Raw genomic sequence first — 15,976 nt, 5'->3', positions numbered from 1 at the left:
GGCCGCGCGCGGTCCTACAGCACGCCGTCGCGCAGGAACGGGGCGTCGCCGAAGGCGGCGAGCAGACGGTACTTGAGCTGTCGCTCCGCCTCGACGGCGGTGCGCGCCTGCATGGCGGCACCCGCGGCTTCGGCGGCAAAGGAGGTGCTCAGGCCGCGGACGATGCGCTTGACGAGGGGGACGCTGCGCGGGTTCACGCTCAGGGAGCGGAGCCCGAGGCCGATGAGGGCGAAGGCCATCAGGGGTTGCGAGGCCATCTCGCCGCACACCGAGACGTCGAGCCCGTGCTGCTCCCCCACGTCCACCGTGCGCCGAATGAGGCGCAGGACCGACGGATGCAACGGGGTGAAGCGGCCGGCGAGGTTGGCGTTGCCGCGATCGACGGCGAGGGTGTACTGCACCAGGTCGTTGGTGCCGATGGAGAAGAACGCGACGTCCTCGACATAGGCATCGGCTCCGACGACCGCGGCCGGCGTCTCGACCATGATGCCGAGGGGGACGGCCCGCTGGAACGGGCACCCCCGGGCCTCCAGCTCCTGCGCACACTCGGCGAGGAGGCGGCGCGCCTCGCGCACCTCGTCGACCGAGATGATGAGGGGGAGCATGATGCGCACGTCGCCGTGGAGGGCGGCGCGCAGGAGGGCGCGCAGCTGCACCTTGAAGATCTCGGGCTCGTCGAGGCACATGCGGATGGCCCGCCATCCGAGGAAGGGGTTGGGCTCGGTGGGGAAGCCGCCCACGGGGAGCTTGTCGCCGCCGACGTCGAAGGTGCGAATGACGACCGGGCGCCCGCCGAAGGCCTCGACGACACGACGGTAGGCGCGGTACTGTTCCTCCTCGTCGGGCATGGTGGCGCGCCCGACGACGAGGAACTCGGTGCGCATCAAGCCGACCCCGTCGGCCCCGGAGTGCGCCGCCTGCTCTGCCTCGTCGGGGAGGTCGACGTTGGCGCGGATGGTGATGCGGACGCCGTCGGTGGTGATCGCCTCCTGGTCGGCGGCCTTCATCAGCTCGGCCTCGGTCAGCGCCTCGGCCACCGCCCGGTTGCGGAAGGTGTCGATCTCGGCGGCGCTCGGGTTGACCACGAGGATGCCGCTGGAGCCATCGAGCACCACGTACTCGTCGCCCTTGAGGCGCGTGGTGGCCTCGCGGAGCCCGACCACCGCCGGGAGGCCTAACGAGCGGGCGAGGATCGCGACGTGGGAGGTCCGCGTCCCCGAGTCGGTGGCGATCCCGGCGATGGCCTCGCGATCGAGCTGCACCGTGAGGCTCGGCGTCAGGTCGTGCGTCACCAGGATCGCGTTGGCCCCCTTGGGAACGTCCACCGGGTCGTGATCGGGCAGCCCGAGGAGGACCGAGAGGACGCGGATGTGCACGTCGGTGAGGTCGCTGACGCGCTCGCGCATGAGGGGGCTGGGCGCCTTCGCGAACTGCTGGCGCCACTCGAGGAGGACCAGGTCGAACGCCTTCTCGGCGCAGAGGTTCTGCCGGACGTACGACTCGACGCGCACGTGCAGCTCCGCGTCGCCCAGGATGGCGATCTGGACCTCGAAGATCGCCGCTTCCTCGGGACCGGCATGCCGCTCCGCGCGCTCGCGCACCGACTGGAGGCGCACCTTGGCGCGGGCGATGGCGTCGAGGTAGCGGGCGATCTCGCGCTCGACGTCCTCGTCGGGAATGATCCGGTGCGGGACGTCCGGCACCTCCCACCGCAGCAGGTGGACGGGGCCGAGGACGATGCCCGGGGAGGCGGAGATGCCGACGATGGCGCGATCCATGGGGCGTCAGCGCTCGCCGAACTTGCTGGAGATGAGGGAGGCGAGCGCCTCGACCGCCTCCTGCGCATCGGGGCCCTCGGCGCGCAGTTGCACCTGCGAGCCGCACTCGGCGGCCAGCATCATCACCCCCATGATGCTCTTGCCATTCACCTCGAGCTCTTCCCGGGCCAGGGTGATGTGGCTCCTGAACTTCCCCGCCGTCTTCACGATCTCGGCGGCGGGGCGCGCGTGGATGCCGTTCTTGTTGACGACCTCGACGGAACGTTCGACCATTACCGGAGCACCGAGTAGAGGGCGAAGAGAGCGAGCACGCCTAACGACCACTTCCAGGCTTCGACCCGTCCCTGGCGCCGCGTGACGAGGAAGCCACCGACCAGCACCGCCGCCAGGACCTCCCCCTGGGCCGCGCGGCCGCCGCCCACGAGCCGCTCGACGAGCAACGGAAGGGTGACGCCCGCGACCAGGGCGCCGGCCCGCGCGATGTGCACCGGACCATGCCGCAACACCGGGTTCGCCAGGGCGCTCGCGACCCGGAGCCCCTCGCGCCACCCCACGTTCATCCCCCAGATGCGAAGGGCGACGTGTCCGGCGTTGTACGCGATGAGGAAGGTGAGGACGCTGGCGGCGGCACCGGCGCCGAGGGCGAAGGCGAGGAGCGCCACGAGGGCGCAGAGCGGGAGCCACGACGCCCACACCAGCCGGTCGCCGACGCTCCCGAGCGGGCCGCACATCGCCGTGCGGAAGCGCTCGATGCGGGCCGGTTCCACCCCCTCCAGCTCGGCGCGGGCCAGCGCCCCCACCGCCACGGCCGCCATGTACGGGTGCGCGTTGAAGTACTGCGCCTGCCGCGCCAGCGCGGCACGGTACGCCTCACCCTCGCGCCCCCCCGGGAGCTGCCGCAGCGCCGGCTCCATGCAGAAGCCGATCCCGTTCCCGACCAGCGTCTCGTAATTCCACGCGCCCTGGATGGCGAGCATTCGGAAGAACATCGCCACCCGCGTCCGCACCGGGAGGGTCACGGTCGCCGTCATCGCGCCTCCCCGAGCAGGAGCGTGCCGATGGCCAGGCCACCCAGGAGGAACCAGCGGGCGCCGGGGACGGTGTGGAACACCTTGTGAATCGCGCTCATGGCGACGATCCCCCCAAGCGCCATGAGGACGGCGAGGGTGCGCGCATCCGAGACGGACCAGAGCGGGATCGCGAGGCGCATCAGCGGGGCGCCGATGGTGATCCCGATGGCCGTCATCACCGCGCCGCGCGCCAGGTCGGCGGTCATGCCGTACAACTGGAGGCCGACGATGGTCCGGCGCGAGCCGTGCGCGACGGCCTCGTGGCGCGTCCGTGCCCACGCCGCGTTGAGCCGCCGCAGCTGCACCATGGACCAGCCGCCGACCCACGCCCAGGTGAGGGTCACGATGACCGCCAGGAGCAACGCCCCCGCCCCCGAGGCCCCCGGGAGCGAGGCGAGCGTCCCCCCGACCACCGACGACGACCCCCACTCCGGGTAGCGCGACGCGCCGACCGGGAGGGATTCCAGGGCGAAGCACTCGAGGAACGCCCCCAGCATCAACCCGCGCTCGGGCTCGCCCATCAGCGCGCCGGTGAGGGTCGCGGCGACGAGCGGGCGCGACAGCATGGCCTGCGGAAAGCTCACCACGTCGAGCCCGAGCACCGCCCCGAGGAGCGACACGACCCCGATCTCGACGACGTTCATCGGTTGCCCTCCCCGGCCAGCACCTCCTCGAGGGGGAGCGGGCGCGCGGCGGGGACGTCCTGCGCCGAGACGGCGACGCCACGCGCCTGCAGGGCGCGCAGCGCCGCCTCCTCCGCGGGCGAGAGGAAGATGTACCGCAGGCGTTGCACCCGTCCGGCCTTGTGGTGGATCCCGCCGAGGTTCACGGTCGGGATCGTTCCCGTCGACTCGACCAGGCGGGCCATTGTCTCGATGTCGCCGGTCAGGAGGAGCCCCGGGCGCGGGTCGCGCTGGTACGCGGCGAGCCGCGTCCCCGCGCTCTCGACCGACTCGAAGTAGACGTCCATTTCCGGCGGGACGCCCATGCGATAGAGCTCCTGCTCCCAGTCGCTCGCCGCGACCTCCTCGTCGACCAGCACGATGAAGCGCAGGTCGAGGGGTTGCCCCCACCCGACCACCACCTGCCCGTGGATCAGGCGGTCGTCGATGCGATAGAGCTCAAGCGCCACGCGAGCCTCCCCGGCCGCCAGGCCCGCCACCGGCCACCATCAGCGACTGGCGCCCCTTCTCCACCGCCTCGGCTGCGGCGGCCGCGGCATCGGGGGCCTCGCTGAAGACGAAGTCGAGGAGCGCCGCCAGGTTGGCGCCGGTCACGACTTGCAGCTGCGGCCGGTCGCGTTGCAGCCGGCGGGCAGCCATCGTGCAGCTCCCGGCCGGCAGGTCGGTGAAGATCACCGACACCCCCTCCGTCGCCGCCGTGCGCATCCCCCGCTCGACGTCCTGCGCGCTCAACCCGCGCGCCGTCATCGCCACGAACACGTCGTCCCGGCCGGTGATCTGCACCACCGCCGAGACCATCCCGGCGGCGAAGTCCCCGTGCCCGGCCACGATCGCCCGGCGGCTACTCATCGTCCTGGATGAGGTAGCGCCGCACGTCGGCCGCCTTCTGCTGCATGTGGCCCATCAGGCGCTGGTTGAACGTCTCCGCCGGGTGGACCCCCGCGTAGCGCAACAGGTGGTTCATGGCGATCACCTCGGCGATGACGGTGATGTTCTTGCCCGGATTCAGGTACACGGTGATCAGCGGGAGCTCGACCCCGAGGATGCTGGTCAGCTCGCCCTCGAGCCCCGTGCGCTCCACCACGGCATCCTCGGTCCATTCCATCAGCTGCACCACCACCTCGATGCGCTTCTGCTGGCGCACGGAGCGGATCCCGAAGATCGACGGGACGTCGATGAGCCCGACGCCGCGGATCTCCATGAAATGCCGCTGCAGGTGGTGCCCGCTCCCGATGAGGATGTCGTTGCCGCGCCGCCGCGCCACCACCACGTCGTCGGCCACCAGGCGGTGCCCGCGCTCCACGAGGTCGAGGACGCATTCCGACTTCCCGATCCCGCTCGCCCCCGTGAAGAGGACCCCCACGCCGTACACGTCGGCCAGCGACCCGTGCAGGGTCGCCGTCGGGGCGAACATGTCCTCCACCAGCGGCTTGGCGCGACGATAGAACTCGTTGGTCTTGAGCGAGGAACGGAAGACGGGAACGCCGGTCGCGATGGCGATGTCGAGCATCGGCGCCGCCAGTTCCAGCCCCTTGGTCACGAAGACGCAGGGAATCGAGAAGGAAAAGAAGAGCTCCAGCTGTCGACGGCGGTCGCCCTCGGCGAGCGAGTTGAGATACGTCATCTCGGTCTCGCCGAAGACCTGCGGCCGCTCGTGCATGAAGCGCGCGACGAAGCCCGCGATGGCCAGCCCCGGACTCGACAGGTCCGGATTGGGAACATCGCGTTCGTGCCCGAAGGAGCCGCCGAGCTGCTCCAGCTGCAGCGCGTCCTTGAGGCGTTCGAAGAGGCGCCCGACGGTGACGGTCCGGTTCACACGCGGGCGAGCCGACGCCCCCTCTCCTTGGGGCTCTGGCGCTCGCGTCCCACCTGGGACTCGAGGTGGGCGATGGCGATGTTCAGCGCCGGCCCGTAGTAGCGTGCCTCCCCGGCCGACACCAGGTCGCGACGCCCCGGCGCGTTCAGCCGAAGCTCCACCCGGCGCACCGGGCCGTCCTGGTGGAAGCGCACGGTCACATCGACCACGCGATCGAGGCGCTGGGCGATCTTCCGCACCGCGCGGGTGGCTCGGTCCTTCATGCGATCGGAGATGACCGCGTTGTGTGCTTGAAACACGACGTCCACGACTAACCTCCCGTCTGTTCCAGTATGCGCATGAGGTGCGCCTCGGTCTCGCGCGCCGAGCGCTCCCACGTGAAGAGCTCCGCAAAACGGCGTCCAGCCGCGCCCAGCCTCTCGACCAGCTCCGGCGCCGCCACCAGTCGTGACATGGCGGCGGCAAGGGCCTCCACGTCGCCGTGGGGGACCAGGAATCCCGTCTCGCCGTCCCGCACCGATTCGCGAATCCCCGGAGAGTTCGAGGCGACCACCGGCGTGCCGCACGCCGCCGCCTCGAGGTTCGTGATGCCCCACCCTTCCTTCGGCGAGGTGAACGCGAGCGCCCACGCCCGCCGCATCAGGGCCACCTTCTCGTCCTCGCCGATGCGCCCAAGAAACCGCACCCGATCGCCAAGGTCAAGCGACCGGGCGAGCCGCTCCAGTGCCTCCCGGTGGTCGCCCGCTCCCGCAATCTCGAGACGCGCACGGGGATGGCCGAGTCGGGCGAATCCCTGAATGATGAGGTCGACTCGCTTATACCGCTTGAGCCGCCCCACGTAGGCGAAGAGCGGATCGGGCGAGCGCGTCCCGGGCCGCGGCGTGTACGCGCTGGCGTCGATTCCGCAGTAGATCACCTCGACCCGGTGGCGCGCGATGCCGCGCACCACGAGGTCGTCGGCCGTGCTCTGGCTTATGACCTCGAACGGGACGTCGCGATACACGCGGGGGATGGGGCGCTCGGCCAGCCAGACGACGGCCGCGACGGGGGCCGGGAGCTCCTGGAACGCCGTCCCGCCGAACAGGTGCGGGACGAGCCCGACGACCGGCGTGTGCCCCCAGCGCGGGGTGTAGAGCGGGACCTTGTTGATGTCCTCGACGATCACGTCGAAGCCGCGGGGCTGCAGCGTGCGGCGGTACGCGCCGCGGGCCAGGAAAGGGAAGGTGTAGCGCGTCCCCACCCGGATCACCTCGATCCCGTCGAGCGTGGCGCGTGGCGGACAGCCGGGCCACCCGCCGCAGAGGAGCGTGACCTGGTGCCCGCGCCCGGCAAGGCGCCCAAAGATCTCGTGCAGGTGGATCTCGGCGCCACCCGCCTGGGGATTCTCCCGGTCCTGCCAGTTGACGAGCAGGAGCCGCAACTAGATCCTCCCGAGCTTCCGCGCCAGCGCGTCGAGGACGCCGTTGACGAACCGCGCGCTCTCCGGGCTCCCGAAGCGCTCGGCGAGGAGGACCGCCTCCTGCATGGCCACGCGCGGCGGGGTGTACTCGCGGCGTTCGCTCCCGCCCCACATGAGCTCGGCCGCCCCCACGCGCAGCACTGCACGCTCGATGGCGCCGATGCGCTCGAGGCGCCAGTTGGTGGTGAGGTCGGCCAGCTGCGCGTCGATGTCGTCGCCGTGGAGCTCGATCGTCCGGATGAGCGGCTCGGCGAAGGCCCGCTCCGCCGCGCCTAACGCCATGTCGTCCCAGACGCGCTGGGTGACCCCGGCAATCGAGCCGGCGTGGGCCACGTCCCAGGCGTACATGGCCTGCACCGCCCGAGCGCGCGCCCGGCGGCGCTGCCGCTGCTCACGCTTCGTCAGCGGCATCGAGTCGTCCGAACAGGTCCGCCATCTCGAGTGCGGCAAGCGCCGCGTCCCACCCCTTGTTGCCGTGGGCGCCGCCGGCCCGCGCCTCCGCCTGCTCCATCGTGTCGCACGTCAGGACGCCAAAGGCGATCGGGAAGTCCAGGTCGGCGCACGCCTGCGACAGGCCACGGGCGCACTCGCCGGCCACGAAGTCGAAGTGCGGGGTGTCGCCGCGGATCACCGCGCCCAGGGCGACGAGCGCGTCGTAGCGGTCGCTCCCCAGCGCACGGCGCGCCGCGAAGGGGACCTCCCACGCCCCCGGGACCCAGAGCACGTCGACATCGTCGAACGCCACGCCATGGCGGGTGAGCGCATCGAGCGCCCCGTCGAGGAGCCGCTGGGTGATGGTCTCGTTGAAGCGCGCGACGACGATCGCGATGCGGCGCCCTGCCCCATGGGGCGAGCCGGTGTATTCGGGCATCAGGTGTTGAGCAGGTGTCCCATCTTGGTCCGCTTCGTCTCGAGGTACGACGCGTTCTCCTCGTTGCTCGGGGCGGCGATGCGCACGCGGTCGACGATCTCGAGGCCGTATCCCTTGAGCCCCACCAGCTTCGTGGGATTGTTCGTCATGACACGGATCGACTTGAGCCCGAGGTCGAGGAGGATCTGCGCCCCGACGCCGTAGTTCCTGAGGTCGGACTTGAAGCCGAGCTTCTCGTTCGCCTCGACCGTGTCGTGCCCCTGGTCCTGCAGCTCGTAGGCCCGGAGCTTGTTGAGGAGCCCGATGCCACGCCCCTCCTGGTCCAGGTACACGACCACGCCGCGCCCCTCGGCCGCGATCATCTCCATCGCCTTGTGCAGCTGCCAGCCGCAGTCGCACCGCCGCGAGTGGAAGACGTCGCCCGTCAGGCACTTCGAGTGCATGCGCACGAGGACGTCCTCGCCGTTCCCCAGGTCGCCGTACACCAACGCCACGTGCTCGCGCTCGTCGACGTCGTTGCGGTAGCCCACGATGCGCCACCCGTCGCCCCCCAGGTCGTTCGGGAGCCGGGCCTCCGCCTCGCGATGCACCAGCCGCTCGTTCGTGAGGCGGTGGGCCACCAGGTCGGCGACCGTGATGAACGTCAACCCGTGCTCCAGCGCGAAGACGTCCAGCTCGTCGCGCTTCATCGTCCGCCCGGCGTCGTTCAGGATCTCGCAGATCACGCCGGCCGGCTGCACCCCCGCCAGGCGGCAGAGGTCGATCGCCGCCTCGGTGTGCCCCACCCGTTGCAGCACCCCGCCGTGACGCCCGCGCAGCGGGTGCACGTGTCCAGGCGTGCGGATGTCGTCGGCTCCCTTGGTCGGGTCGGCCGCGATGCGGATCGTCGTCGCCCGATCGGATGCCGAGATACCGGTCGACACCCCGTAGCGCGGGGCACCGTCGATGGAGACGGTGAAGGCGGTCTTCATCGACTCCGTGTTCTCGCGCGCCTGCATCGCGAGCCCGAGCTGGGCAACGCGCTCCGGCGGGAGGGCGACGCAGATCATCCCCTTCACGCGCAGCATGAAGTTGACCATCTCGGGCGTGACGAACTCCGCCGCGCAGACGAGGTCGCCCTCGTTCTCACGGTCCTCATCGTCCGCGACCACGACGAACTTGCCGCTGCGGATGTCCTCGATTGCCTGCTGAACAGTTCCGAATGCCATGGAGGAAACGTAACCCGTTGAGGGGCAAGGCCAAAACGACGCCCGCCGCCCGCCGGACACGGGGATTACCGGCGCGGGCCGCCCGGGAGGTAGGGGGTGACCAGCGATCGCACGTACTTCCCCACCACGTCCCCCTCCAGGTGCACCCGGTCACCGGTGGTCAGCTCGCCCAGCGTCGTGTGGCGAAGCGTGTATTCGACGATCGACACCTGAAGAACCCCCTGACGGGGGAGCGAGTTCACGGTCAGGCTCACCCCGTCCACGCACACCGAACCGTGCGGGACGAGGAGTTCCGCGATCTCGGGCGGGACCGCGATGTCGATGAGCCATGCGTCGCCCTGTCGTGCCGCCGCGACGACCTCGCCGACGCCATCCACGTGCCCCTGCACCATGTGCCCCCCCAGCCGGTCGCCCGCGCGCAGCGAGCGCTCGAGGTTGAGGCGGCGTCCGACCCCCCAATCGCCGATCGACGTGCGGCCCAGCGTCGTGACCACGGCGGCCACCGTGAACCAGCCGTCGCCGCATTCACGAACCGTCAGGCACGCCCCCTGGCAGGCAATGCTCTCGCCCGGAACGAGGTCCTGGTAGCGACAGGCGATTCGGAACTCGCGCCCCGCCTCGTTCTCCTCGACCGCGGTGATGGTTCCCACGTCGTCCACGAGACCGGTGAACATCACGTGCTCTCCCGCGCGCGACCCTGGTCGAGCGCATAGACGGTCATGAGGTCGTCGCCGAAGCTCTCGCGCCGCACGACCCGCATGCGCGGCGCCGACTCGGCGCGCTGCGCCGGGGCGAGCAGGAAGGCGTTGAGCGCGCCCGCGCCGAGCACGACCGGAGCGGTGAAGACGACCAGCCGATCGACGAATCCTTCGAATAGCAGCGCGCCGGCCAGCCTCGCCCCCCCCTCGACCATGATCGAGTGCACGCCACGCATCCGCAGGGCGCGCAGGGCGTCGTCCAGCGTCGACGTGGTGACCACCTCGACCCCCATCTCGTTGAGCGTCGCCTCGTACGCGGGATCGGTCTCCCGCGCCACCACGACGACGGGGACGTCGCGGGCGGTGGTCGCCAGCGCGCTCGTGACGGGGAGGCGCCCGGTGCGCGAAAAAACGACGCGAAGCGGGGGGACGCGCGGGGCCCGGGCGTCGCGGACGGTGAGGGCGGGATCGTCGGCGAGGACCGTCCCCATCCCGACTCCCAGGGCATCGTGGCTCGCGCGCAGGCGATGCACTTCGGCGCGCGCCTCGGCGCCGGTGAGCCACCCCTGACGGCGCGTGTGATCGGCGATGGCCCCGTCCACGGAGATCGCGAGCTTGAGCGTCACCCACGGACGAGGGCTGGTCACGGCGTGCAGGAAGGGGGCGTTCAGCTCGCGCCCCTCCGCCTCGCAGGTGCCGACGTCGACGGTGACCCCCCGTTCCCGCAGCAGCTCGACCCCCCCCGCGGCCACGGGGTGCGGATCGCGCACGGCGACCACCACGCGCCGTACCCCGGCGGCGAGCAGGGCGTCGGTACATGGCGGCGTCTTGCCGTGGTGGGTGCAGGGCTCGAGGGTGACGAAGACCGTGCTCCCCCGCGCCTGGTTCCCCGCCCTGCCTAACGCCACCACCTCCGCATGGTCGCGCCCGAAGGCAGCGTGGTACCCTTCGCCCACGACCTTCCCGTCACGCACCACGACGGCGCCGACGAGGGGGTTGGGCGAGACCTGTCCCCATCCCCGCTCGGCGAGCGCAAGGGCCCGCCGCATGAAGCGCACGTCGGCGGCGCCGTCTGCGCCCTCCCCGTCCTTCGTGCGCCGTCCCATGCGTCACCAGGTGAAGCGCAGCCCCAACGAGCCGTAGGTCTGCGCGGCGGCCGGGTCGTGGCCGCTGAAGGTGTTGTAGGTGGCGATCGTCCCCCCGCTCGAGCGCCCGGCTTCCGCAACGACCCGCAGCAGGGCGAGGTTGAGCGAGAGGCTGCCGAAGAAGTTGGTCCTGGTCAGTTCCTGCCGCGCCGAGATCACCCCCGAGCTCACGCTGGGACCGAGGTGGTTGATCGTGACCTGGGCGCTCGCCTCGGTGTCGTAGCGATCCTGCCCGCCCCCGAAAGCGATCCCGAAGACCGAGAAGCTCTTGCCGCCCACGAGCCGCCAGGCGGTGGTCGAGACGCGCACGTCGCGCACGTCGAGCTCGTCGCCGCCGGCGCGCCCCGTGACGTCGACGGTCGGAAGGTCGCGCTGCAGCCAGGTGAACGAGACGCCGGGGGTGAGGAAGGTCTCGCGCAGGAGCCCGAGACGCCCGCCGAAGCCGAGCTTCAGCGAACCGTCGGGGAGCCTGACGGAGAAGTCGCCCCGGTCGACCTCGGGGATGTACGAGAGGTTGACGAGGGCGTCCAGCCCCAGCGCGTGCGTCCCGGCGAAGGGGATCCCGCGGAAGATCCCGATGGCCGCATCCAGGACGGGGGCCGCGATCCACCGCTCGTCGACGGCGTAGTCGCTCGCGACGGCGCCGGTGACCGACGGCGTGTGCTGGTCGACCTGCGGGAGCCTGGCCCGGACGGCGTTCGCGCGAAGGCCCACGGAGAAGTGCCCCAGTCCGCGCAGTGTGGAGTGCTCGCCCTGGACGGCGCTCCCTCCGACGAGGGTCCCCGCCAGCTGCGGGGCCACGAACTGGAACAGGTCGATCGCCTTCTGGCAGGCGTCGCGGGTGACGAGCCCCGCGGTTCCCCCGCCCATGCATTGGGGGTCGATGGTTCCCCCCTGCGCCCGCGCGTCGCCGGATACGACGGAGAGCGCCAGGGCGAGGGCCCCGGCTGCCAGCTGCCATCGGGTGAATCTGCTGCGCCCCATGTCGAATCGCTCCGTTGCGTGAGGCGGCCGGTTGCCTATCGCGCCGCCCGGAGTTGCACCTGGCCGGTGCCCGGGGCCACGTGCCCCAGGCGCCAGGCGCGCACTCCCGCTTCGGCCGCCGCCTGCAGCACCGACGACACGTCGGCCGCGTCGGCAACGACGACCATCCCCACCCCCATGTTGAAGGCGCGGAACATCTCGTCGCGCGCCACGCCGCCCGCCTCCTCCAGCACCCGGAAGACGTTCGGGATCTCCCACGAGGAGGGATCGACGATGGCGTCGAGCGTGGGCGGGAGTGCCCGGTTCAGGTTGCCGGGGAGCCCGCCCCCGGTGATGTGCGCCAGCGCACGGACGCGCCCCAGGACGGGGCGCACCGCGGCGAGGTAGGAGCGATGGACGCGCAGCAGGACGTCGGCGACCGTCGCCCCGTCCTCGCCCGGGAACGGGTCGCCCACCGACAGCCGCAACCGGTCGCTGACGATGCGCCGGGCGAGCGAATAGCCGTTGGTGTGCAGCCCCGAGCTCTCGAAGCCGACGAGGACGTCGCCCGCCCGCACGCGCTCCGCGCCCAACGTGGCTCCCTCCTGGACCGTGCCCACGATGAAGCCCGCGAGGTCGTAGTCCGGCGGCGTGTAGAGCCCGGGCATTTCGGCGGTTTCGCCGCCGATCAGGGCGCACTGGTTCTCGCGGCACCCGGCGGCGACCCCGGCGACGACCGCCTCGACCACCGCCGGCTCGAGGGCGCCGAAGGCCACGTAGTCGAGGAAGAAGAGCGGCGTCGCTCCCTGGGCGAGGATGTCGTTGACGCAGTGGTTGACGAGGCAGTGCCCCACCGTGTCGTGGCGGCCGGAGTCGATGGCCACCTTGATCTTGGTCCCGACGCCGTCGGCGCTGGCGACGAGGATCGGGCTGCCACTGGTGGGCGCGCGGAACATCCCCCCGAACGACCCGAACGCGCCGATGCAGCCGGCGGTGCGGGTGGACTCGACGAGCTTGCCGATGCGGGTCTTGGCGTCGTCGGCGGCGTCGATGTCGACCCCGGCCGAGCGATAGCTCATCCCCCCGCGGTCCTGCGGCGACGTGGTCACGCGGGCAGTTCCTCCTGGAAGGCGACGAGGCGGCGGAATTCGTTGAGCCGCTCCCGAATGATATCGTGATCGAGCTCGAGCAGGCGATCGATCGAGAACTTCTCCACCGCGAACGAGCCGAGCGCCGATCCGTAGACGACGGCGCGGCGCATGTGCTCCTCGTCGACCTGGCCGGTACGCGCCAGGTACCCCATGAAGCCCCCGGCGAAGGAATCGCCCGCGCCCGTGGGGTCGAAGACGTCCTCGAGCGGATAGGCGGGGGCGAAGAAGACCGAGTGTGAGGTGAACATGAACGCCCCGTGCTCCCCCTTCTTGATGATCACGATGCGCGGCCCGCGCGCCAGGATCCACCGCGCCGCCTTCACGAGGTTGGAGTGCTCCGTGAGCTGCCGGGCCTCGCCGTCGTTCAGGAGGAGCGCATCCACGTGCTTCAGGAGCTCGAGGAGGTCCGTGCGCCGGCTCTCGATCCAGAAGTTCATGGTGTCGCAGGCCACGAGCTTGGGACGCTCCACCTGGCGGAGCACGTCCAGCTGCAAGCGCGGGTCGATGTTGGCCAGGAAGACGTACGGCGCGCGGCGAAACTGCTCCGGGATCTTCGGGCGGAAGTGCGAGAACACCCCCAGCCGCGTCTCGAGCGTCTCCGCCGAGTTGAGGTCGTGGCGGTAGCGCCCTCGCCAGCGGAACGACTCGCCCTCGGCCCGCTCGACGCCACGGAGGTCGACGCCGCGCGCGCCCAGCGGCTCGAGCTGCTGCACCGGATAGTCGCTCCCCACGACGCCCACCAGCTGCACCGGCGTCAGGTGGCTCGCGGCGGCGGAAAAGAACGTCCCCGAGCCCCCCAGGACATCCTCTGCCTTGCCGAAGGGAGTTTCGACGGAATCGAGGGCGACGGAGCCGACAACCAGGACGGACATGGGATGGGAGACGGGAGACGTTGAGGCGAGGCGCAGTTGCAGCAGGCGAAGCGTGCTCTCACGGTCGACGGGCTCCGGCGCACGGGCTCGCGCGCGCAGCGCGCCCTCCCGTCGCCCGTCGCCCGTCGCCCGTCCAAGCCTCCTACATCCGCTCCGGCGCCGAAATGCCGAGGATGGCGAGGCCGTTGGCCAGCACCACCTGCGCGGCGCGCGCGAGCGCGAGGCGGGCCGACCGCACGGGCTCCGGCTCGCCGAGGACGTGATGCTTGTGATACCACGTATGGACGAGCCGTGCCGTATCCAGGAGGTACGTGGCCACGAGGTGCGGTGCGAGGGTGCGCGCCGCCGCCGTCACCAGCCCGGGGAAGCCGAGCAGCGCCTTCACGAGCTCACGCTCATCGTCCTCCACCAGCGCCCCCCATTCGACCCCGGCGCCGGTGATGGAGTCCGGGGCGATCTCGCCGACCCGGAAGATCCCGCACAGCCGCGCGTGCGCCATCTGGATGTAGTAGACCGGATTCTCCTCGCTCTGCGCACGTGCCACGTCGACATCGAAGACCAGCTGCGAGTCCGACTTGCGCATGAGCAGGAAGTAGCGCACCGCGTCGCGTCCCACCTCGTCGATGAGGTCGCGCACCGTCACGTAGCTCCCGGCCCGCTTGGAGATCTTGACCTCCTCACCGCCCCGCATGACGGTCACCATCTGGTGCAGCTCGTACTCGGGGTATCCCCGGGGGATCCCCGTGCCCAACGCCTGCAGTCCCGCGCGCACGCGCGTCACCGTGCTGTGGTGGTCCGCCCCCTGCACGTTGATGGCGCGGGCGAAGCCGCGGCGCCACTTGGCCAGGTGGTAGGCGACGTCGGGCAGGAAGTAGGTGTACGTCCCGTCCGACTTCCGCATCACGCGGTCCTTGTCGTCGCCGTAGTCGGTGGTGCGCAGCCAGAGCGCCCCGTCCTTCTCGAACGTGTGCCCCCCATCCACCAGCAGGCGGACGGTCTCGTCCACCTTGCCGTCGGTATACAGCGAGGACTCCAGGTAGTACACGTCGAACCGGACACCGAACGCCTGCAGGTCCTTGTCCTGCTCGTGGCGCAGCGCGGCGACGGCGAAGGCGCGGATGGCCTCGAGGTCGTTCCCCGCGGCATCGCCCGGGTAGGCGCCCACGTAGTCGCGCGCGATCTCCCGGATGTACTCGCCGTGGTACCCGCCTTCCGGGATCTCCGCGACGCCCGTCGTGAGCTCGCGGACGCGGGCCTGCACCGACCGCGCGAGGTTGGCGATCTGGACGCCCGCGTCGTTGTAGTAGAACTCGCGCGTGACCTGCCATCCCGTCCACTCGAGGAGCGTCGAGACCGCATCGCCGATGGCAGCCTGGCGGCCGTGGCCGACGTGCAGCGGCCCGGTCGGGTTCGCCGAGACGAACTCGACGTTCACGACGTGCTGCTCTCCCTCGTTGGAGCGCCCGTAGGTGCTCCCGGCGGCCAGGACGTCGGCCAGCCCCGCGGCCTCGGCCCCCGCAGCCAGGCGGAAGTTGATGAATCCGGCGCCGGCCACGTACGCCTCCGAGACGCCGGCCCGCGCGACGTCGAGACGCGCGACCAGGTCCTGCGCGATCTCCAGCGGCTTGCGCTTCAGGTGACGCGCCAGGAGCATGGCCGCATTGCTGGCCCAGTCGCCGAACGCGGGATCGCGCGGCCGTTCGAGTTGCGGCTGGAAGTCGGCGGGCGCGCCCGCGGCCAGCGCCGCGTCGCGCAGCGCGTCGCGAAGGATCTGTTCCGGGGTCATTCGCCGCCGCTCGGCTTCGCCGACCCGGGCGACGAGGATGTGGCGGGAGACGACGCGCCGCTCGCCGGTGTGCTCGCCGACGAGCCGCTCGAGGTCGCCCCACTCGACGATGCCCCACCCGAGCTCCCCGATGCCGAATCGCGATCGGCGCTCGGCGACGACGCGGCGCGCTGGTCCTTCTTGCCGTCCTTTCCGTAGTCCGTGATGTAGAAACCCGACCCCTTGAAGATCAGGCCGGCGCCACCGGAAATGACACGCACCGCCATCCCGGAGCCGTCGGGGGCGGGAATCTCGCTGGGCACTTCCGAGATCTTGAAGAATCGCTCGATGATCGAGCCGTCGGGGCAGCGGAACTCGTAGGTCGGCATGCGAGGGTCCAGGGGTGCAAGCGTTACAGCATCAATAACTTAGCCGACTCGACGGCGCGGCTCAACCGTCCAGCTGGCCCGCGGCGCCGGTCCACGCGCGAACGGGGC

The 15,976-nt window shown here is 71.1% G+C and carries 19 protein-coding genes; all 19 read right to left on the bottom strand.

Features of this window, described 5'->3' with window-relative positions:
• Positions 1 to 14: 14 nt before the first annotated feature.
• A complete protein-coding gene (locus ABS52_12345) occupies positions 15 to 1,778 on the bottom strand; it encodes a phosphoenolpyruvate--protein phosphotransferase (protein ODT02794.1) in 1,764 nt (587 codons plus the stop codon).
• Between the two features lie 6 nt (positions 1,779 to 1,784).
• The gene (locus ABS52_12340; protein ODT02793.1) at positions 1,785 to 2,051 is read right to left on the bottom strand and encodes a PTS sugar transporter subunit IIA; all 267 of its coding nucleotides are present in this window, start codon (positions 2,049 to 2,051) and stop codon (positions 1,785 to 1,787) included.
• Positions 2,051 to 2,809, bottom strand: coding sequence for a hypothetical protein (locus ABS52_12335; GenBank protein ID ODT02792.1), 759 nt, complete (start codon positions 2,807 to 2,809; stop codon positions 2,051 to 2,053). Before ABS52_12335 ends, ABS52_12340 begins: the two co-directional genes overlap by 1 nt.
• The gene (locus ABS52_12330) at positions 2,806 to 3,492 is read right to left on the bottom strand and encodes a hypothetical protein (GenBank protein ODT02791.1); all 687 of its coding nucleotides are present in this window, start codon (positions 3,490 to 3,492) and stop codon (positions 2,806 to 2,808) included. The genes ABS52_12335 and ABS52_12330 overlap by 4 nt, the downstream gene beginning before the upstream one ends.
• Entirely contained in the window at positions 3,489 to 4,010 is a 522-nt protein-coding gene (locus ABS52_12325; GenBank protein ODT02790.1) for a hypothetical protein, read from the bottom strand. Before ABS52_12325 ends, ABS52_12330 begins: the two co-directional genes overlap by 4 nt.
• Entirely contained in the window at positions 3,970 to 4,359 is a 390-nt protein-coding gene (locus ABS52_12320; protein ODT02789.1) for a hypothetical protein, read from the bottom strand. The genes ABS52_12325 and ABS52_12320 overlap by 41 nt, the downstream gene beginning before the upstream one ends.
• Before the next feature lie 13 nt (positions 4,360 to 4,372).
• Positions 4,373 to 5,347: an HPr(Ser) kinase/phosphatase gene (locus ABS52_12315; GenBank protein ODT02788.1), complete on the bottom strand. Its 975-nt coding sequence runs from the start codon at positions 5,345 to 5,347 to the stop codon at positions 4,373 to 4,375.
• Complete coding sequence (locus ABS52_12310; protein ODT02787.1) at positions 5,344 to 5,655, bottom strand: hypothetical protein; 312 nt, start codon at positions 5,653 to 5,655, stop codon at positions 5,344 to 5,346. The genes ABS52_12315 and ABS52_12310 overlap by 4 nt, the downstream gene beginning before the upstream one ends.
• Positions 5,656 to 5,657: 2 nt before the next feature.
• On the bottom strand, positions 5,658 to 6,767 hold the full coding sequence (locus ABS52_12305) for a hypothetical protein (GenBank protein ID ODT02786.1): 1,110 nt from the start codon (positions 6,765 to 6,767) through the stop codon (positions 5,658 to 5,660).
• Entirely contained in the window at positions 6,768 to 7,163 is a 396-nt protein-coding gene (locus ABS52_12300; protein ID ODT02785.1) for a transcription antitermination factor NusB, read from the bottom strand. It lies immediately after the preceding gene.
• Positions 7,164 to 7,197: 34 nt separating this feature from the next.
• Positions 7,198 to 7,677 (bottom strand): 6,7-dimethyl-8-ribityllumazine synthase, encoded by a 480-nt coding sequence (locus ABS52_12295; protein ODT02784.1) that lies wholly within the window; start codon positions 7,675 to 7,677, stop codon positions 7,198 to 7,200.
• Positions 7,677 to 8,885 (bottom strand): bifunctional 3,4-dihydroxy-2-butanone 4-phosphate synthase/GTP cyclohydrolase II, encoded by a 1,209-nt coding sequence (locus tag ABS52_12290; protein ODT02783.1) that lies wholly within the window; start codon positions 8,883 to 8,885, stop codon positions 7,677 to 7,679. Before ABS52_12290 ends, ABS52_12295 begins: the two co-directional genes overlap by 1 nt.
• Positions 8,886 to 8,950: 65 nt before the next feature.
• Positions 8,951 to 9,559 carry a riboflavin synthase subunit alpha gene (locus ABS52_12285; protein ID ODT02782.1) on the bottom strand — a complete coding sequence of 203 codons (609 nt, stop codon included), beginning with the start codon at positions 9,557 to 9,559 and terminating at the stop codon, positions 8,951 to 8,953.
• A complete protein-coding gene (locus tag ABS52_12280; protein ODT02781.1) occupies positions 9,559 to 10,689 on the bottom strand; it encodes a riboflavin biosynthesis protein RibD in 1,131 nt (376 codons plus the stop codon). The genes ABS52_12285 and ABS52_12280 overlap by 1 nt, the downstream gene beginning before the upstream one ends.
• A 3-nt stretch (positions 10,690 to 10,692) precedes the next feature.
• The gene (locus tag ABS52_12275; protein ODT02780.1) at positions 10,693 to 11,712 is read right to left on the bottom strand and encodes a hypothetical protein; all 1,020 of its coding nucleotides are present in this window, start codon (positions 11,710 to 11,712) and stop codon (positions 10,693 to 10,695) included.
• Between the two features lie 35 nt (positions 11,713 to 11,747).
• Positions 11,748 to 12,770: a phosphoribosylformylglycinamidine cyclo-ligase gene (locus ABS52_12270; protein ID ODT02820.1), complete on the bottom strand. Its 1,023-nt coding sequence runs from the start codon at positions 12,768 to 12,770 to the stop codon at positions 11,748 to 11,750.
• Positions 12,771 to 12,796: 26 nt separating this feature from the next.
• Positions 12,797 to 13,714 carry a sugar kinase gene (locus ABS52_12265; protein ODT02779.1) on the bottom strand — a complete coding sequence of 306 codons (918 nt, stop codon included), beginning with the start codon at positions 13,712 to 13,714 and terminating at the stop codon, positions 12,797 to 12,799.
• 142 nt (positions 13,715 to 13,856) lie between these two features.
• Complete coding sequence (locus tag ABS52_12260; GenBank protein ODT02778.1) at positions 13,857 to 15,500, bottom strand: arginine--tRNA ligase; 1,644 nt, start codon at positions 15,498 to 15,500, stop codon at positions 13,857 to 13,859.
• Entirely contained in the window at positions 15,497 to 15,868 is a 372-nt protein-coding gene (locus tag ABS52_12255; protein ODT02777.1) for a hypothetical protein, read from the bottom strand. Before ABS52_12255 ends, ABS52_12260 begins: the two co-directional genes overlap by 4 nt.
• Positions 15,869 to 15,976 lie beyond the last annotated feature (108 nt).

It is taken from the genome of Gemmatimonadetes bacterium SCN 70-22 (assembly GCA_001724275.1).
Taxonomy (GTDB): Bacteria; Gemmatimonadota; Gemmatimonadetes; order Gemmatimonadales; family Gemmatimonadaceae; genus SCN-70-22.
The sequence above is the reverse complement of the archived record's forward strand: the minus strand, read 5'-3'. Positions and strand labels throughout refer to the sequence as shown.